Source organism: Aeromonas sp. 600282 (assembly GCF_049175755.1).
GTDB classification, from domain to species: domain Bacteria; phylum Pseudomonadota; class Gammaproteobacteria; order Enterobacterales; family Aeromonadaceae; genus Aeromonas; species Aeromonas veronii_A.
This window is the reverse complement of the sequence record NZ_JAAKVR010000006.1, coordinates 146,210-163,272: the sequence shown is the minus strand read 5'-3', so window position 1 is coordinate 163,272 and position 17,063 is coordinate 146,210. Positions and strand designations below refer to the sequence as shown.

Annotated in this window: 16 protein-coding genes; 6 read left to right on the top strand and 10 right to left on the bottom strand. The window is 58.0% G+C overall.

The window, feature by feature from the left end:
• Nucleotides 1-70: 70 nt before the first annotated feature.
• The 9 genes from adk to lrp all read right to left on the bottom strand — a co-directional run bounded on the left by adk (nucleotide 71) and on the right by lrp (nucleotide 11,020).
• Nucleotides 71-715: an adenylate kinase gene (gene adk / locus G5137_RS08435; protein WP_005337083.1), complete on the bottom strand. Its 645-nt coding sequence runs from the start codon at nucleotides 713-715 to the stop codon at nucleotides 71-73.
• A gap of 303 nt (nucleotides 716-1,018) precedes the next feature.
• A complete protein-coding gene (gene miaE / locus G5137_RS08430) occupies nucleotides 1,019-1,777 on the bottom strand; it encodes a tRNA isopentenyl-2-thiomethyl-A-37 hydroxylase MiaE (protein WP_005346385.1) in 759 nt (252 codons plus the stop codon).
• A gap of 205 nt (nucleotides 1,778-1,982) precedes the next feature.
• The gene (purF, locus tag G5137_RS08425) at nucleotides 1,983-3,503 is read right to left on the bottom strand and encodes an amidophosphoribosyltransferase (RefSeq protein ID WP_005351229.1); all 1,521 of its coding nucleotides are present in this window, start codon (nucleotides 3,501-3,503) and stop codon (nucleotides 1,983-1,985) included.
• Nucleotides 3,504-3,524: 21 nt separating this feature from the next.
• Nucleotides 3,525-4,013 carry a CvpA family protein gene (locus G5137_RS08420; RefSeq protein ID WP_181221988.1) on the bottom strand — a complete coding sequence of 163 codons (489 nt, stop codon included), beginning with the start codon at nucleotides 4,011-4,013 and terminating at the stop codon, nucleotides 3,525-3,527.
• 187 nt (nucleotides 4,014-4,200) lie between these two features.
• Nucleotides 4,201-5,496: a serine--tRNA ligase gene (serS, locus tag G5137_RS08415; protein ID WP_216978961.1), complete on the bottom strand. Its 1,296-nt coding sequence runs from the start codon at nucleotides 5,494-5,496 to the stop codon at nucleotides 4,201-4,203.
• Between the two features lie 287 nt (nucleotides 5,497-5,783).
• Nucleotides 5,784-7,121 (bottom strand): replication-associated recombination protein A, encoded by a 1,338-nt coding sequence (locus G5137_RS08410; RefSeq protein WP_421212135.1) that lies wholly within the window; start codon nucleotides 7,119-7,121, stop codon nucleotides 5,784-5,786.
• Nucleotides 7,121-7,729, bottom strand: a complete 609-nt coding sequence (gene lolA / locus G5137_RS08405) for an outer membrane lipoprotein chaperone LolA (protein ID WP_421212136.1) — start codon at nucleotides 7,727-7,729, stop codon at nucleotides 7,121-7,123. Before lolA ends, G5137_RS08410 begins: the two co-directional genes overlap by 1 nt.
• An 80-nt stretch (nucleotides 7,730-7,809) precedes the next feature.
• Complete coding sequence (locus G5137_RS08400) at nucleotides 7,810-10,326, bottom strand: DNA translocase FtsK 4TM domain-containing protein (protein ID WP_421207054.1); 2,517 nt, start codon at nucleotides 10,324-10,326, stop codon at nucleotides 7,810-7,812.
• A 202-nt stretch (nucleotides 10,327-10,528) separates the two neighbouring features.
• Nucleotides 10,529-11,020, bottom strand: coding sequence for a leucine-responsive transcriptional regulator Lrp (lrp, locus tag G5137_RS08395; RefSeq protein WP_005300047.1), 492 nt, complete (start codon nucleotides 11,018-11,020; stop codon nucleotides 10,529-10,531).
• A gap of 150 nt (nucleotides 11,021-11,170) precedes the next feature.
• On the opposite strand from lrp, the gene ald reads away from it, so the two are divergent.
• The 3 genes from ald to G5137_RS08380 all read left to right on the top strand — a co-directional run bounded on the left by ald (nucleotide 11,171) and on the right by G5137_RS08380 (nucleotide 14,743).
• Nucleotides 11,171-12,286 (top strand): alanine dehydrogenase, encoded by a 1,116-nt coding sequence (gene ald, locus G5137_RS08390; RefSeq protein ID WP_421207056.1) that lies wholly within the window; start codon nucleotides 11,171-11,173, stop codon nucleotides 12,284-12,286.
• 196 nt (nucleotides 12,287-12,482) lie between these two features.
• On the top strand, nucleotides 12,483-13,433 hold the full coding sequence (gene trxB / locus G5137_RS08385) for a thioredoxin-disulfide reductase (RefSeq protein WP_421207058.1): 951 nt from the start codon (nucleotides 12,483-12,485) through the stop codon (nucleotides 13,431-13,433).
• Nucleotides 13,434-13,495: 62 nt separating this feature from the next.
• Nucleotides 13,496-14,743: a diguanylate cyclase gene (locus G5137_RS08380; protein WP_257697060.1), complete on the top strand. Its 1,248-nt coding sequence runs from the start codon at nucleotides 13,496-13,498 to the stop codon at nucleotides 14,741-14,743.
• Between the two features lie 108 nt (nucleotides 14,744-14,851).
• Here G5137_RS08380 and G5137_RS08375 read toward each other — a convergent pair whose 3' ends face one another.
• A complete protein-coding gene (locus G5137_RS08375; RefSeq protein WP_005337104.1) occupies nucleotides 14,852-15,322 on the bottom strand; it encodes a glycine zipper 2TM domain-containing protein in 471 nt (156 codons plus the stop codon).
• Nucleotides 15,323-15,341: 19 nt separating this feature from the next.
• Between G5137_RS08375 and aat the strand changes: the two genes are divergently transcribed.
• The 3 genes from aat (at nucleotide 15,342) to infA (ending at nucleotide 17,049) form a co-directional block, all read left to right on the top strand.
• Nucleotides 15,342-16,049, top strand: coding sequence for a leucyl/phenylalanyl-tRNA--protein transferase (gene aat, locus G5137_RS08370; RefSeq protein WP_019445527.1), 708 nt, complete (start codon nucleotides 15,342-15,344; stop codon nucleotides 16,047-16,049).
• On the top strand, nucleotides 16,046-16,762 hold the full coding sequence (locus G5137_RS08365; protein WP_005351203.1) for an arginyltransferase: 717 nt from the start codon (nucleotides 16,046-16,048) through the stop codon (nucleotides 16,760-16,762). The genes aat and G5137_RS08365 overlap by 4 nt, the downstream gene beginning before the upstream one ends.
• Nucleotides 16,763-16,830: 68 nt before the next feature.
• Nucleotides 16,831-17,049 (top strand): translation initiation factor IF-1, encoded by a 219-nt coding sequence (infA, locus tag G5137_RS08360; protein ID WP_005300033.1) that lies wholly within the window; start codon nucleotides 16,831-16,833, stop codon nucleotides 17,047-17,049.
• Nucleotides 17,050-17,063: the final 14 nt, after the last annotated feature.

Sequence of the window (17,063 nt, the reverse complement as noted above, 5' to 3'; positions counted from 1 at the left end):
CAAAAAGGGCCCGACAGGGCCCTTCTCTTTATTTATCTGATGGCACGGGAAACAGTGCCGGCAGCAAAGATCAGCCCAGAATGGTGGCAAGCTGCTTGCTGACCAGATCAACCGGCTGGGTGCCGTCGATCTTGACGTAACGGGTGTGGCCCGCTTCCGCCTCTTTGCCGTAGAAACCGATCAGCGGCGCGGTCTGCTGATGATATACATCCAGACGCTTGCGTACTGTGGTCTCTTCGTCGTCGGCGCGGATCACCAGATCTTCACCGGTCACGTCATCCTTGCCTTCCACTTTCGGCGGGTTGAACACCACGTGGTAGGTACGGCCGGAGCCGGAGTGAACGCGACGGCCGCTCATGCGCTTGACGATCTCTTCGTCCGGCACATCGAACTCCAGCACGAAATCAACCACGACACCGGCGTCCTTCATGGCTTGCGCCTGGGGAATGGTGCGCGGGAAACCGTCCAACAGGAAGCCTTTGGCGCAGTCCGGCTGAGCGATGCGCTCTTTCACCAGACCGATGATGATGTCGTCAGAGACCAGCTGACCTGCGTCCATCACAGCTTTGGCTTTCAGACCGAGCTCGGTGCCCGCTTTGATCGCCGCACGCAGCATGTCGCCGGTGGAGATCTGGGGAATACCGTGTTTTTCCATGATGAACTGAGCCTGGGTACCTTTGCCGGCGCCCGGAGCCCCCAACAGAACAATGCGCATACACGCTCCTATTGATTGGTTATTCAAATCTTGCGAAGGCAAAAAAGTACACGGTTTCGCCCGTTTCTACAAGGGTGAGCCACCTGAATGAGCACTTTATCACCACAATAACCGGCTGATCGAACAGGATTTCATCGCAAGGGGAAGACGCAAAAATAGCCAGAGATTCAGCATAGAGCGCCAAAAGCAGGAAGGAGGTACGACAGAAAAAAAGATCCCGGCTCAAGGCCGGGAATTGCGCTCAAAAGTAACTACTTGTCGCTCGTAGTAGGAACAGGGCAATAGTAGTTTGCCCCCTGTGCGTCAACAACTGTCAGATGTGACAGGCAGGCCGCTATGGAACCGGAACTGCGGATCCGGCGAGCAGATTAGCTCGGCTTCCAGCTTGCCAAAGAAGGCCACCCGCTCGCTGATATCCTCCCCAGCGTACTGTTCGGCCAGGCTCAGGTAATCCTGATAGTGACGCGCTTCGGAGCGCAGCAAAGAGACGTAGAAGCGGCTCAACTCCTCGTCCAGATGGGGCGCTAGCTTGGCAAAGCGCTCGCAGGAGCGGGCCTCGATGTAAGCGCCGATGATCATCTTGTCGACGATGGTGGCCGGCTCATGGGTGCGCACATGCTGCATCAACTGGCGGGCATAGCGGGAGGCCGTCACCGGCCCGTATTCGATGCCGCGGGCCTGCATGATCTCCAGCACCTGCTCGAAGTGATGCAGCTCCTCCTGAATGAGCCGCACCATGGGAAACAGCAGCGGATTGCGTTCCAGCTCGGCAAAGACGGTGCGATCAGACTCCCCCATGCTGCGTTTGCCCAAGATCTCGGCCTTCTCCGGAATGGCATCCAGCTCGCGATAAAACTCCAGCTTGGGCAGCAGATGGCGCTTGCCCTTGGGCAGGCAGTAGCGGCGCACCAGACTGTGTGCAGTGAGTGCGGCCTTGGTCTCGCAGTTGGCGTGATCGATAAGCAGGGTCGGTAAACGGGCCGGATCCCGCGCCATCTCTACCCACTCATCCGGGGTCTCGCACTGCAAAAACTGGCGCACTGGGGCTAGCAGATCATCCATCTGAACTCTCGTCTCTTAAAAGAGTATCGGTCATATATGTTGCCGCCTATGCTAGCGGATCCCGCTGGCCATGCCCATATCCGGCAAGATAAGCGGATATTTTTCAAACAGATATCTCCTCCCCCTTCTGCCGGTGTGAGGCAAAAACGACAATGGGGGCTACGGGCCCCCATCTCGCTATCCCATCCGGCAAAACCGCAAACGTTTAACTGCCTTCGTTAAAAATTTCCAGATTGCTGGTGCCTTCCTGCCATTCACGCACCGCTTTGGTGTCATCGTTGCGCAGGGCATTGAGGTGATCCAGATAGGACTGGTCCACGTCGGAGGTGACGTAGTGGCCATTGAAGACCGAGGTCTCGAAGTGACGCAGATCCGGGTTGATCTCCCGCACGGCGGCTTCCAGATCTTCCAGATCCTGGAAAATCAGACCGTCAGCGCCAATCAGCTTGCACACCTCTTCCACTTCGCGACCGTGGGCGATCAGCTCGTTGGCGGTGGGCATATCGATGCCGTAGACGTTGGGGAAGCGAATTTCCGGCGCCGCCGAGGCGAAGTAGACCTTGGCTGCCCCCGCTTCACGGGCCATCTGGATGATCTGCTCGGACGTGGTACCACGCACGATGGAATCGTCCACCAGCAACACCTTCTTGCCCTTGAATTCGGAGCTGATGGCGTTGAGCTTGCGACGCACCGACTTCTTGCGCTGGGTCTGGCCCGGCATGATGAAGGTACGGCCGATGTAGCGGTTCTTCACGAAGCCCTGACGGTATGGCAGATCCAGGGTGTGGGCGATCTCCAGCGCCACGTCACAGGAGGTCTCGGGGATGGGGATAACCACATCGACGTCGAGATCTTCCCACTCGCGGGCAATCTTCTGACCCAGCTTGCGACCCATGTTGAGGCGGGCAGCGTAGACCGAGACCTTGTCGATGCACGAATCGGGACGGGCGAAATAGACATATTCGAAGATACAGGAGCTCATCTGCGGGTTCTCCGCACACTGCTCGGAGAAGAGCTGGCCCTGCTCGGTGATGTAGATGGCTTCACCCGGCGCAATATCCCGCACCGTCTCGAAACCGATGGCGTCGAGCGCCACGCTCTCGGAGGCGAGCATGTACTCCACCTGGCCCTGCTCGTCCTGACGACGACCGAGGATCAGCGGGCGAATGCCGTTGGGATCGCGAAAACCGATGAGACCATGGCCAATCACCAGCGAGACCACCGCATAAGCACCGCGGATCTGCTGATGGGTTCTGCGCACCGCAGCGAAGATATCTTCGGGACGCAGGGCCATCTTGTCACAGCGATCCAGCTCGTGGGCCAGCACGTTCAGCAACACTTCCGAATCGGAGGTGGTGTTGATGTGACGACGGGCGACCTTGAACTGCTGCTCCTTGAGCTCCTTGGCGTTGGTGAGGTTGCCGTTATGGGCCAGCACCATGCCGTAGGGAGAGTTCACATAAAAAGGTTGGGCTTCAGCGGCACTTGAGCTGCCTGCGGTGGGATATCTGACATGACCTATGCCGATGTTCCCTTGCAAACGCTGCATGTGGCGCACTTCAAACACGTCCTTCACCAGGCCATTGGCCTTGCGTTGCCGGAAGTTTCCACTATCAATGGTCACGATCCCGGCGGCATCCTGTCCCCTGTGCTGCAACACCGTCAAGGCGTCGTAGAGGGCCTGATTGACGGGGGTGGTGCCAACTATACCGACAATACCACACATGTCTTTGCTACCTCGAAGTCACTATACCTGTTTAAGAAAACTGGATGAGTTCAACATGAACCCGAAAAACCACTGGATCACCGGCTTGAACTCCGGCACCAGCTTGGACGCCACCCACCAGTCGCTCTGGGAGAGGCTGGTGAAGGTATCCATGAAAAAAAGCAGGGCACTGACGATCAGTACCCCGCGAATTGCGCCGAAGCAGACTCCAAGCACCCGATCGGTACCGGAGAGCCCCGTCTTGTCCACCAGCAGACCCACCACGTAGTTCACCACGCTGCCCAGGATCAGGGTTGCCACGAACAGGGCCGCGATGGCCAGACCGTTGCGCACCAGCGCATCGGAGAAAGAGGTAAAATAGGCGGCGAGATCAGGATAGAAGTGGCTGGCAATAAAGAAGGCAACGAACCAGGTGACGAGAGACATGGCCTCTTTGACGAAGCCGCGCACCAGGCTGATGAGTGCAGAAAAACCGACGATGCCGATGATGGCGTAATCAATCCAGACCATAGAAAAAGATGTCCTGCGAAATTGCGGCGCAGTCTAACAAAAACGATTGCGCAATGCTTGATAAAATTGTGTTACATGTTCAAAGAGGCGCCGGAAACGCAGATTTATTCACGATAAAAACGGTTGAGCGGCGCCAGAATGCACAACGCCATGGCATGGCCATGGCGTTGTCGTCTGCAACGAGCGCTTACCCGATGTGGGTCAGGCCGCCCATGTAGGATTGCAGCGCAGCCGGGATGGCGATACGGCCATCTGCCTGCTGGTAGTTCTCGATCACGGCGACCAGAGTACGGCCTACAGCCAGACCGGAGCCATTCAGGGTGTGAATGAGCTGCGGCTTGCCATCGACACGCACGCGAGCCTGCATGCGGCGCGCCTGGAAGTCGGTGCAGTTGGAGACGGAAGAGATCTCGCGGTAAGTGTTCTGGGCCGGCAGCCACACTTCCAGATCGTAAGTCTTGGCCGCGCAGAAGCCCATGTCACCGGTAGAGAGCGCCATCACGCGATATGGCAGCTCCAGCAGTTGCAGCACCTTCTCGGCGTGACCCACCATCTCTTCAAGCGCTTCCCAGGATTTCTCCGGGTGAACCAGCTGCACCATTTCGACCTTGTCGAACTGGTGCATACGGATGAGGCCACGGGTATCGCGACCGTAAGAGCCCGCTTCGGAACGGAAGCAGGGGCTGTGAGCGGTCATCTTGATCGGCAGCTCCTGCTCGTCGAAGATCTCGTCGCGCGCCATGTTGGTAAGCGGTACTTCGGAAGTCGGGATCAGGGAGAACTTGCGCACCTTGCCCTCTTCTTCCCCTTCGCCGTCAATACCGGTATTGAACAGATCCTGGGAAAACTTCGGCAGCTGGCCGGTACCGTACAGGCTGTCCGGGTTGACCAGATAAGGTACGTAGCACTCGGTGTAACCGTGTTGCAGGGTGTGCAGATCCAGCATGAACTGGGCCAGGGCGCGGTGCAGACGGGCAATCTGGCCCTTCATCACCACGAAACGGGAACCGGAGAGCTTGACGCCGTTCTTGAAATCGACGCCCTTGGCCGCTTCACCCAGATCGATGTGATCGCGTACCGGGAAGTCGAAGTGACGCGGGGTACCCCAGCGACGCACTTCCACGTTGTCGTTTTCGTCACGACCAACAGGGGTAGTTTCGCTCGGCAGGTTGGGGATGGCATCGGCAATGGTTTTCAGCTGGGCCAGCAGGGCATCCAGCTCAACCTTGCTGGTCTCCAGCTCGTCGTTGATCTTGGTCACTTCAGCCTTGAGCGGGGCAACATCTTCACCGCGACGGGCAGCCTCACCGATGGACTTGGAGCGGGCGTTGCGCTCGGCCTGCAGCTCCTGGGTACGGGACTGCAGATCCTTGCGCTTCTCTTCCAGAGCATTGACAGCCGCTACGTCCAGAACGTAGCCACGTGTCGCCAGACGAGCGGCAGCTTCATCGATGTCGCTGCGCAGATATTTGGGATCCAGCATGGGTTACCTACTTTTTTAATAAGGGATCTGGGCCTGAGTCATCATGACGGGCTAAAAAACAGATCCGGAAGTTAACATCGGTTGGCCCCCGTCGCCTTGAGAGTCAGGCCTTCGAAATCAAGAAGATGGTATCAGGCCGAAACCAACGGGGTCAGAGGGGCAGTGTAGCAGACCGCCCCCCTGCCCGAACAGGGACTATTTGGGTCGTTTTTGCCGACTTGTGGGGTCAAACACCCCAATTATTCCGGTACCTGACCAATTTTCATTCTGCTGACAAACAAGCGGGGCTATCGGCCCCGTTTTTGCGGGCTCTGTCGATCCAGCTCGTGGAGATAATCGAGCTTCTGGCCGATCTGCTTTTCAAGGCCACGATCGGTAGGCTGATAGTACTGCTTGCCTGCAAGCTCGGGGGGAAAATACTCCTCGCCCGCGGCATAGGCGCCCGGCTCGTCATGGGCATAGCGATACTCGGCGCCATAGCCCAGATCACTCATCAACCGGGTCGGCGCATTGCGCAGGTGTACCGGCACCTCGAAGTCAGGGAGGTTTTTGGCATCATTGAGCGCTGCCTTCCAGGCGGTGTAAACCGCGTTGCTCTTGGGCGCACAGGCGAGATAGACGATCGCCTGGGCGATAGCCCGCTCCCCTTCCGCTGGCCCGATGCGGTGGAAACAATCCCAGGCAGATAGCGCCACCTGCATGGCCCGGGGATCGGCATTGCCCACATCTTCCGAGGCAATCGCCAGCAAGCGGCGTGCAATGTAGAGCGGATCGCAACCGGCACTCACCATGCGGGCATACCAGTAGAGTGCCGCATCCGGCGCCGAGCCGCGAATGGACTTGTGTACCGCCGAGATGAGGTCGTAGAAGTGATCCCCCCCCTTGTCGAAGCGGGCCACGTGCTCCCCCACCACGGCAGCGAGCAGGGCACTGTCGATCACCCGCATCCCACTGCTGTCGGTTTCGGCCATGTCGGCCAACAGCTCCAGATAGTTTAGGGATTTACGCCCGTCCCCATCCACTGCCTTGGCCAACGCCTCTTTGACGCCGGGGGCGAAGGTGAGTGCCGAATCATTGAGACCACGGGGATCGGTCATCGCCTGATCGAGCATGGCGAGGATATCCTCCTCCTCCAGTCGCTTGAGCAGATAGACCCGAGCTCGTGAGAGCAGTGCGTTGTTGAGTTCGAACGAGGGGTTTTCGGTGGTGGCACCGATAAAGGTGATGGTGCCATCTTCGATGTGAGGCAGGAACACATCCTGCTGGCTCTTGTTGAAGCGGTGCACCTCATCCACGAAGAGGATAGTGCGCACTCCGCGCCAGCTGTTCTCTTTGGCCTTGTCGATGGCGGCGCGGATCTCCTTGATGCCGGAGGTGACCGCCGAGAGCCGCTCCACTTCCGCCTGGCAGTAGTGAGCCATCAGCTCCGCCAGCGTGGTCTTGCCGGTACCGGGTGGTCCCCACAGGATCATCGAGTGACAGTGACCGGCCAGGATCGCTTTGCGCAGGGGCTTGTCAGGCCCCAGGATATGCAGCTGACCGATATACTGGTCGAGGTTTTGCGGCCGCATCCGGGCCGCCAACGGACGAAAGTCCGACGAGAAATCCAGCGAGAGATTGCTCATCAGCGCTGATCATCCAGCTCGACCCCCTTCGGGATCTTGAAGACAAATTCGTTACCCTTGAGCACCGGCTTGCGGTTGAAGCTATTGAGGGTAAATTCGGTCCACTGCCCCTGCGCCTCTTTTACATCAAAACGACTGATATTGTTGTCGCGATCGAAGGTGACGCGGAAGGAGGCTATAAGCTCGCTCGGATCCCTGCTGGTGACGGTGTAGACATCCCCCTGCTGGGTCACGTCGTAGCGCTTCCACAGCTTTTCGTCATTGCCAGTGATCAGCACGAAGGGGGTATTGAGCACCGCATCCTTCAATTTAAGGGCTGTCACCTGCTCGACGAAGGGGTCATATACCCAGACATCCTTGCCATCAGCCACGATAAGGTTCTCGTCAGGCGAGGTGGTATGCCAGTTGAAATGGTTGGGGCGCTGCACCAGCAGATCGCCGCTGGCGCGCTGCAACTCCTTGCCCTTGCTGTCGTAGACAGTCTGGGAAAACTTGGCAGAGAAGAGGCTGACACTAGCCAGCTTCTGCTTGAGATCGCTGGCCGCATCGGCCCACACCTGGCTGCTGGCTATCAGCAGCACGGTACCCATCAACAGTTGTTTTTTCATCACGCTCTTCATAAAGACGCTCTCGATAAAAGGCCACGCCCGTGGAGGGCATGGCCAGGGATAGTATGAAACGGTGAGGCTTAGTCCCGCACCGGCGGCGGTGCCAGCACGTCGCGCTGACCATTGCCACCCGGTGAGCTGACGATGCCCTGATTCTCCATCTGCTCGATGAGACGGGCTGCCCGGTTGTAACCAATCTTGAACTTGCGCTGGACGCTGGAGGTCGAGCCACGGCGGGACTCCACCACAAAAGCGACCGCTTCGTCGAACAGGGGGTCCAGCTCTTCATCGCCACCACCGCCATATTCGCCGCTGCCACCTTCACCACCCGACTCACCGGAGAGGATCTCCTCGATGTAGTTCGGCTCGCCGCGCAGTTTCCAGTCCGCCACCACCTTGTGCACTTCGTGATCATCGACGAACGCACCGTGTACCCGGGTCGGGTTGGAGGTACCGGCCGGCATGTAGAGCATGTCGCCCATACCGAGCAGAGATTCGGCACCACCCTGATCGATGATGGTGCGCGAGTCGATCTTGCTCGACACCTGGAACGAGATCCGGGTCGGGATGTTGGCCTTGATAAGACCGGTAATGACATCCACCGACGGACGCTGGGTCGCCAGAATAAGGTGAATACCGGCGGCCCGCGCCTTCTGGGCGATACGGGCGATCAGCTCTTCCACCTTCTTGCCGACGATCATCATCATGTCGGCAAATTCGTCCACCACCACCACGATGTGAGGCAGTTTCTCCAACTCTGGCGGCATCTGATCCATGGAGTCACCCGGGCGCCACAACGGATCCAGCAGAGGTTCCCCCTCCTCGATGGCCGCCAGCACCTTGTCGTTGTAGCCCTTGAGGTTGCGCACCCCGACTGCCGACATCAGCTTGTAACGGCGTTCCATCTCCCCCACACACCAGCGCAGGGCGTTGGCGGCGTCCTTCATGTCGGTCACCACCTCGGTCAGCAGATGCGGGATCCCTTCGTAGACCGAGAGTTCCAGCATCTTGGGGTCGATCATGATGAAGCGCAGATCATCGGGGGATGACTTGTAGAGCATCGAGATGATCATGGTGTTGACCCCCACCGACTTACCGGAACCTGTGGTACCGGCCACCAGCAGGTGCGGCATCTTGGCCAGGTTCACCACCACCGGCTCGCCGGCGATGTCCTGACCCAGCCCCATGGTGAGCGGGTTGCGGCTATCGCGGAAGGCATCGCAGTCAAGGGTTTCGCGCAGGTAAACGGTCTGGCGCACCCGGTTGGGCAGCTCGATACCGACATAGGTTTTGCCCGGGATCACCTCAACCACCCGCACGCTGCTGGCAGACAAGGAGCGGGCCAGATCGCGCGAGAGGTTGGTGATCTTGCTCGCCTTCATGCCCGGCGCCAGATCCAGCTCGAAACGAGTAATGACCGGGCCCGGATAGACACCGACCACCTTGGCCTGCACGTTGTAGTCGGCAAGCTTGGCCTCCACCAGACGGCCCATGCGATCCAGCTCATCCTTGCTCATCATCTGGGTCTTGGCGGGTGGACGGTCGAGCAGCTCGATGCTAGGCAACGGCGGCATTGTTGACTGCGGACGACGCTTGGGCTTGGTCGGTGCAACGGCTACCGGCGCGGCAACCTCGTCGTCCCCTTCGGCCCACGGCAGATCCAGATCGTCCTCATCATCGTCATCGGCCACAGCCAGTACCGGCTGGCGGCGACCATTGGCAGCCGCCACCGCACGTTTAGGCTTGGCAGCCGGAGCCGGCTCATCATCTTCATCATCAAACTGGGGATCGAACTCGAAGGTATCGTCGTCGAGTTCCGGCAGCCACTCTTCGGTGGCAGCCTTCTGATTTTTGGCCTTGGGCTTGCGCGTCCAGCTGGTGTGTGGCTCATCTTCCTCATCATCAAACGCGATGGCCCCTACCCCGCCTTCCAGCAAGGGATCCGGCCCCTCGTTGCGGGGTTGACGCCAGCCACCGGTCAGCCAGCGGCCGAGGGTGGTCGGGAAGTGGTAAACAGCGCTGACCGAACCGGTACAGGCCGCGCCGATCTGCTCGACGATGGTGAGCCAGGACCAGCCGGTAAACAGGGTGATACCGGTTGCCACGAAGCAGAGCAGCATCAGGTTGGCCCCGACGCCGCCAAACAGCGGCACCACGGCAGAAGCGATCACATCCCCCACCAGACCACCGGCGGAGAAGTTCTGCATATCGTTGAAGTTCATGCTGGCAATGGCCGACATGCCGAGCACGGTCAGGATAAAGCCGATGATCCGCACCCCCAGGGTGAGGTAATCCACATCGAGCAGACGGCTCGGGCGCCAGAACAGACTCCAGCCCAGCAGTACCACCAGCGGCGGCACCAGATAGGAGAAAGCACCAAAGGTAAACATGGTGATGTCGGCGAGCCAGGCACCGGCACTACCGGCGAGGTTCTTCACCTCCCCTTGCCAGGAGGTCTGGGACCAGCCGGGATCAGCGGGATGATAGGACAACAGGGCAAGCAGAAGATAAGCAGCCATCAGGGTGATGGCGATCAAGACGGCTTCGAAGATCCGTTGTGTACCTGATAAAGGAGTAAACAGCTTTTTATCGGCCAAACTCCGGCTCCTTTCTGAAAACATGTAATGCAGGAAATAAGGGGGCCTAGTATCCCCGAAAAGCCCATCGATTGTCAGCCAGAGCCTGATGGGACGGGGCCATATTTGCAATTATCTTTACAAGAAGAAACGAGCGGACCGGCCGCTCGTTTCTGACTGTCATGGTGTCTCATATGGAAAAGATACCACGGCATAACCTGCTTTATCGGGTGCTGATCACCAGACGACTGCTCTGCTTGACCTCTTCCATCACCACGTAGGTGCGGGTGTCATTGACACCGGGCAGACGCAGCAGGGTTTCCCCCAACAGACGGCGGTAAGCCGACATGTCGCTGACTCGGGTCTTGAGCAGATAGTCGAAGTCACCGGAAACCAGATGACACTCCTGGATCTCTTCGAGCACCTGAACAGCCTTATTGAACTGTTCAAACACATCAGGCGCCCCGCGATTGAGGGTTATCTCTACAAACACCAGCAGAGATGCGTCCAGATAATGAGGGTTCAGAATAGCGGCATATCCTTCGATATAACCTTGTCGCTCGAGGCGACGAACCCGTTCCAGACACGGTGTAGGACTCAGGCCAACTCGCTTGGACAACTCAACATTCGAAATCCTGCCATCCTTTTGCAGTTCATTAAGAATGTTGCGGTCAATCCTGTCCAAATCCTTTAGCCGACTCTTAGCTTCCATCATTTTATTCCATCCTTTGGCTATTTTTTGGTAAGAATCACCAGTCATTTTATAATTATGGTCACAAATCCTGTCAATACCTGAATATACTAGGCGCAAATGTTGGTTAACATTTTGGCAACATGAAACACCAATCTATAGACGAGGGATAGCATGATTATCGGTGTACCTAAAGAGATAAAAAACCATGAATACCGCGTAGGCATGGTTCCGGCCAGTGTACGTGAACTGACAGCACGAAACCATACTGTTTTCGTCCAAAGCGGTGCCGGAAACGGCATTGGCTTCAGCGATGCAGATTATATCGCTGTTGGAGCCGAAATTTTGGCCTCTGCAGCAGAGGTTTTCGCCAAAGCCGAGATGATCGTCAAGGTCAAGGAACCTCAGCCTGTCGAATGTGCCATGCTGCGTCCGGGTCAAACCCTGTTCACCTATCTGCATCTGGCGCCAGACTTGCCCCAGACCGAAGCCCTGCTGAAAAGCGGCGCCATCTGTATCGCCTATGAAACCGTCACCGACGGCCGTGGCGGCCTGCCCCTGCTGGCCCCCATGTCGGAAGTCGCAGGTCGCATGTCTATTCAGGCGGGTGCCCAGGCGCTGGAAAAATCGCGCGGTGGGAGCGGTGTGCTGCTCGGCGGCGTACCCGGTGTCGAACCGGCCAAGGTGGTGATCATCGGCGGCGGCGTGGTCGGCTCCAATGCAGCCCGCATGGCCATTGGCCTGCGCGCGGATGTGACCATCCTCGACAACAACGTCGATACCCTGCGCCGTCTCGATAACGAGTTCCAGGGAGCGGCCAAGGTGGTTTACTCCAACAGCGAGACGCTGGAGCGCCATCTGCTGGCGGCCGATCTGGTCATCGGCGGCGTGCTGGTGCCGGGTGCCACTGCGCCAAAACTTGTCCGCCGTGACCACATTGCGCGCATGAAGCCGGGTTCTGCTATCGTCGATGTCGCCATCGATCAGGGCGGCTGTGTGGAAACCTCCCACGCCACCACCCACCAGGATCCGACCTATATTGTCGATGAGGTGGTGCACTACTGTGTCGCCAACATGCCGGGTGCGGTAGCCCGTACCTCGACCGTGGCACTCAACAACGCTACCCTCCCCTTTATCATCAAGCTGGCTCAACAAGGTTACCGCGACGCCCTGTCGTCAGACGTGCACCTGCGTCATGGCCTCAACGTGATGGAGGGCAAGCTCACCTGCAAAGAAGTCGCCGTGGCTCATGGCCTTGCCTACACGGATCCCTTGACCCTGCTGAACTGATCTGCGCTGGCCTGAGCCAGTCAACGATAAGTGAAAATCCGCCCGCGATGGGCGGTTTTTTTATCTCTTTTTCATGCCCGACCGGACTGCGCAGTGATGCAGGAAGCCGATTGAAACAATCGACTCACTGGCCTTTGACCCCGGATCACGAATTACCTACAATCGCGCAAACTCATCACGTCTCGGAAATCACATCATGAGCCAAGTCACTCACAGCAAATTGCTGATCCTGGGGTCAGGCCCGGCCGGTTACACTGCCGCCGTCTACGCCGCCCGTGCCAACCTCAATCCCCTGCTCATCACCGGCATGCAGCAAGGTGGCCAGCTGACCACCACCACAGAGGTAGAGAACTGGCCCGGCGACCCGGAAGGGCTGACCGGCCCGGCGCTGATGGAGCGCATGAAAAACCATGCTGAGAAGTTCGATACCCGCATTCTGTTCGATCACATCAACAGTGTCGAATTGACCCAGCGCCCGTTCCGCCTCAAGGGTGACAATGGCGAATACACCTGTGATGCGCTGATCATCGCCACCGGTGCCTCCGCCAAGTATCTGGGCCTCCCTTCCGAAGAAGCCTTCAAGGGCCGCGGCGTCTCCGCCTGCGCCACTTGTGACGGCTTCTTCTATCGCAATCAGGAAGTGGCTGTGGTTGGCGGCGGCAACACCGCCGTGGAAGAGGCGCTCTATCTGGCCAACATCGCCAAGAAGGTACACCTTATTCACCGTCGCGACGAATTCCGCGCCGAGAAGATCCTGATCAAGCGTCTGCACGACAAGGTCGAGAGCGGCAACATCGTGCTGCACACTCACCAGACCCTGGACGAAGTACTGGGCGATCAGATGGGGGTTACCGGTGTGCGCCTGCGCAACACCCAGAACGACACCACCACCGACCTGCCACTGATGGGCGTCTTCATCGCCATCGGTCACCAGCCCAACACCCAGATCTTTGATGGCCAGCTGGAGATGCAAAACGGCTATCTGAAAGTACGTGGCGGCCTCGACGGTTTTGCCACCCAGACCAGCATTGAAGGTGTTTTCGCTGCCGGCGATGTGGCCGACCACAACTACCGTCAGGCCATCACCTCTGCCGGTACCGGCTGCATGGCAGCCCTCGATGCAGAACGCTACCTCGATGCGCAATAAATAAGCGCAGTTGTGATATAAGGCATACCCATTGGTATGCCTTTTTTATTTGAAGGAGTCTAATGAAACAGAAGATATTGATTGTCGAAGATAGCCTGACCATCCGCCGTATGCTGACTCAGGCCATTGCCCAGCAGACAGGCCTCGAGATTGACGCCTTCGATACCCTAGAAGGCGCCCGTCACTGTCGGGGCGAGGAGTATGTGGTCGCGCTGGTAGATCTGACCTTGCCGGATGCGCCCCGTGGCGAAGCGGTCAACGAGCTGCTGGCTCAGGGTTTGCCGGTGGTGATCCTCACTGCCGACATCAGCGAGGATAAACGTGCCGCCTGGCTGGAAACCGGCGTGCTGGACTATGTGATGAAGGATTCGCGCCACTCGCTGCAATATGCCGTCAGTCTGGTGCACCGCCTCTATCTCAACCAGTCCATCGAAGTGCTGGTAGTCGACGACTCACGCACCTCCCGTCACCGCACCATGGCCCAGTTGCGCAAGCAGTTGTTGCAGGTGCATGAGGCCAGCCATGCCCGTGAAGCGATGGCGATGCTGGAGCAACACCCGGACATCCGGCTGGCACTGGTCGACTACTATATGCCGGATATCGATGGCATCAGTCTGGTGCGGATGCTGAGAGAGCGATACAGCAAGCAGCAGCTCGCGATTATCGGGATCTCGGTCTCGGACAAGCGCGGTCTCTCTGCTCGCTACCTCAAGCAAGGCGCCAACGACTTTCTCAACCAGCCGTTCGAGCCGGAAGAGCTGCAGTGTCGGGTCAGCCACAATCTGGAAGCGCTCGAGCAGTTCAACAGCATTCAGGAGTCAGCCAATCGTGACTACCTGACCGGTCTCTACAACCGGCGCTACTGGTTCAACGAAGGGCAAAAATGGTTTGAAGAGCATCAGCGCCAGCAGACGCCTCTGGCACTCTGTGTGCTCGATGTGGATCACTTCAAGCAGGTCAACGATCACTGGGGCCATGCCATCGGCGATCAACTGCTCTGCCATCTGACCCGGCTACTGACCCAGTTCTTCCCCGATGCCATGATCGCCCGCTTTGGCGGAGAGGAGTTTGCCATGATGGTGCCTCACTGTACCGTCCCCGTGTTGATCAAGCGTCTTGAAGGGCTGCGTCAGCAGCTGCGCCAGCAACCTTTGTCACCGGAAACCCCGCTCTTTGTTCGCGCCAGTTACGGCGTGATCAGCGTCGGGCGGATATCCATGGACGAGGCGCTGAGCGTAGCGGATCGGCTGCTCTATCAGGCAAAGAACACCGGTCGCGACAAGATAGTCTCTCAAGAGACAGCTATCTGAATCCTCAGGGCATCAGTCCCGTGTATTACCGCCCGACAGACTTTCCAACAGGAGAGTCTGCGGGTTCCTTTCCTGCCACTGTCTCCCCATCACCGAGACTATCGAAAGTCAGTAAGTCTTGTCGACCCGCACCCCATCATCGAAGTAGAGAATGCGCACCTTGTCTCCATTGGCAAAGACCATGGCGGGATCATAATCCTGGATCACGTTGATAAGGGCATTTTGTTCGTTGCGGATCAGCAGCTCCACCAGCTTGTTTTCCACCACGGTTCCCCCGGACTGGTATTGCTGCGCAGCCGCAGCCCCCGCGAGCGCCCCGACGGCGGTGGCGATTTCACGGCCATGACCGCCGCCAAACTGGTTGCCCAGCAGGCCGCCCAACACGGCACCACCCAGCGTCTTCCAGCCAGAGTGCTCGGACTCCAGGATCTGGCGCTGGGTAATATTGCGCACCGTTTCGACCTGACCAAACACCACCTGATTGACCGGCCGCGCGGTATTGCGCTGGTAGACCTCCGCCCCGGCGGGCGCCGTGACAAAGCAGAGCAAGCTGGATACTATCAGGATAATGGCCTTCATCTATGAACCTCGTTGCCTTATGTCTCGCTATCTTACCCAACTGGATGATGAGCTTTGCTGGTTTCCCGACCCCAGCCATGCGCTGGAAGAGCCCAACGGCTTGCTGGCGATCGGCGGGGATCTCTCCCCTGCCAGATTGCTGGCAGCTTACCACAAGGGGATCTTCCCGTGGAATGAACCCCACCAGCCGACCCTGTGGTGGTCACCGGATCCCCGCGGGGTGATCCGTCCCGACCAACTCCATGTGGGGCGGACACTGCAGAAGATTATCCGCCGTACCCCATTCGATATTTCTGTCAATCGCGCCTTTAATGAAGTCATTACCGCCTGCGCCGCCCCTCGTCGCACTGCCGATGGCACCTGGATCAGCCAGCCCATGATCGAGGCCTACCAGCAGTTGCATCGGCTGGGTCATGCCCACTCTATCGAGATCTGGCAGGAGGGAGAGCTGCAAGCGGGACTGTATGGCCTCTCTATCGGCCGACTGTTTTGCGGTGAATCCATGTTCAGCCGGATTGATAACGGCGCCAAACTTGCCATGGTGGCACTCTGTCGCCACTTCGCCCGCCATCGCGGCGCTCTCATCGATTGCCAGATGCAGAACCCGTTTCTGGCGACCCTGGGTATCGAGGAGTGGCCAAGGGCCCGTTTTCTGGCCGAGCTGGCGCGCCTTGGCCATCAACCACTGTTGGCTTCCTGCTGGCAAGAGGGGGAGATCAGTCTATGACTGAAGAAGTGATCCTAAAAGTAGGGCTGACTCCCAAGCATCCCTGCAGTTATCTGGACCATGAACAGGAGCAGTTGCTGGTACTGATGGATCACAATCTGCTCAACGCCAACGGTTACGAGCGATTGTTGACTGCCGGTTTTCGCCGCAGTGGCAACGACATCTATCGTCCCCACTGCCCGGCGTGCCATGCCTGCCAATCCCTTCGTATTCACAGTGAACACTTTCGTCCCAGCCGTGGCCAGAAGCGGATCCGCCAGCTCAACAGGGATATCGAGATCGTCCTGAGCTATGATGACAAACCCGAGTATTACCTGCTCTACGAACGCTATATCCGCGAGCGACATCACGATGGCAGCATGTATCCCCCCAACCGCAGCCAGTATCGCGGGTTTCTCCATTGTGACTGGATGCCGCCACTCTATCTGGAAATGCGCAAGGAGGGCCGTCTTATCGGCGTGGCCACCACAGACCTGCTACCCCACTCCTTGAGCGCTATGTACACCTTCTTCGATCCGGATTATGCCGATCGCTCCCTGGGCACCTTTGCCATCCTTTGCCAGCTCGATCTGGCCAGGCGAACCGGGCGAAGCTGGCTCTATCTTGGCTATCTGGTAGAGGCGTGTCGCAAGATGAATTACAAACGCAATTACCTCCCTCATGAGCTGTTAATTCAGGGGGAATGGAAAAATATCGACACCAAGCCCGAGTAAACTTTACACATAGCCTTAAATCCGGCATGATCCAGCGGTTTTTTGTTGTGGCTTATCAAGAGGATTCAATGGCTAAAGAAGACAGTATTGAGATGCAGGGCACTATTCTCGAAACCCTGCCCAATACCATGTTCCGTGTGGAACTGGAGAATGGTCACGTGGTTATCGCTCATATTTCAGGCAAGATGCGCAAAAACTACATTCGTATCCTGACTGGAGACAAAGTAACGGTAGCACTGACTCCCTACGATCTCTCCAAGGGACGTATTGTTTTCCGCTCTCGCTAAGCCAGGAATTCAGC

What these genes read in the sequence shown, in the direction of transcription:
- adk (WP_005337083.1), bottom strand. Translation starts at nt 715, where the DNA reads ATGCGCATTGTTCTGTTGGGGGCTCCGGGCGCCGGCAAAGGTACCCAG.
- miaE (WP_005346385.1), bottom strand. Translation starts at nt 1,777, where the DNA reads ATGGATGATCTGCTAGCCCCAGTGCGCCAGTTTTTGCAGTGCGAGACC.
- purF (WP_005351229.1), bottom strand. Translation starts at nt 3,503, where the DNA reads ATGTGTGGTATTGTCGGTATAGTTGGCACCACCCCCGTCAATCAGGCC.
- G5137_RS08420 (WP_181221988.1), bottom strand. Translation starts at nt 4,013, where the DNA reads ATGGTCTGGATTGATTACGCCATCATCGGCATCGTCGGTTTTTCTGCA.
- serS (WP_216978961.1), bottom strand. Translation starts at nt 5,496, where the DNA reads ATGCTGGATCCCAAATATCTGCGCAGCGACATCGATGAAGCTGCCGCT.
- G5137_RS08410 (WP_421212135.1), bottom strand. Translation starts at nt 7,121, where the DNA reads ATGAGCAATCTCTCGCTGGATTTCTCGTCGGACTTTCGTCCGTTGGCG.
- lolA (WP_421212136.1), bottom strand. Translation starts at nt 7,729, where the DNA reads ATGAAAAAACAACTGTTGATGGGTACCGTGCTGCTGATAGCCAGCAGC.
- lrp (WP_005300047.1), bottom strand. Translation starts at nt 11,020, where the DNA reads ATGATGGAAGCTAAGAGTCGGCTAAAGGATTTGGACAGGATTGACCGC.
- ald (WP_421207056.1), top strand. Translation starts at nt 11,171, where the DNA reads ATGATTATCGGTGTACCTAAAGAGATAAAAAACCATGAATACCGCGTA.
- trxB (WP_421207058.1), top strand. Translation starts at nt 12,483, where the DNA reads ATGAGCCAAGTCACTCACAGCAAATTGCTGATCCTGGGGTCAGGCCCG.
- G5137_RS08380 (WP_257697060.1), top strand. Translation starts at nt 13,496, where the DNA reads ATGAAACAGAAGATATTGATTGTCGAAGATAGCCTGACCATCCGCCGT.
- G5137_RS08375 (WP_005337104.1), bottom strand. Translation starts at nt 15,322, where the DNA reads ATGAAGGCCATTATCCTGATAGTATCCAGCTTGCTCTGCTTTGTCACG.
- aat (WP_019445527.1), top strand. Translation starts at nt 15,342, where the DNA reads ATGTCTCGCTATCTTACCCAACTGGATGATGAGCTTTGCTGGTTTCCC.
- G5137_RS08365 (WP_005351203.1), top strand. Translation starts at nt 16,046, where the DNA reads ATGACTGAAGAAGTGATCCTAAAAGTAGGGCTGACTCCCAAGCATCCC.
- infA (WP_005300033.1), top strand. Translation starts at nt 16,831, where the DNA reads ATGGCTAAAGAAGACAGTATTGAGATGCAGGGCACTATTCTCGAAACC.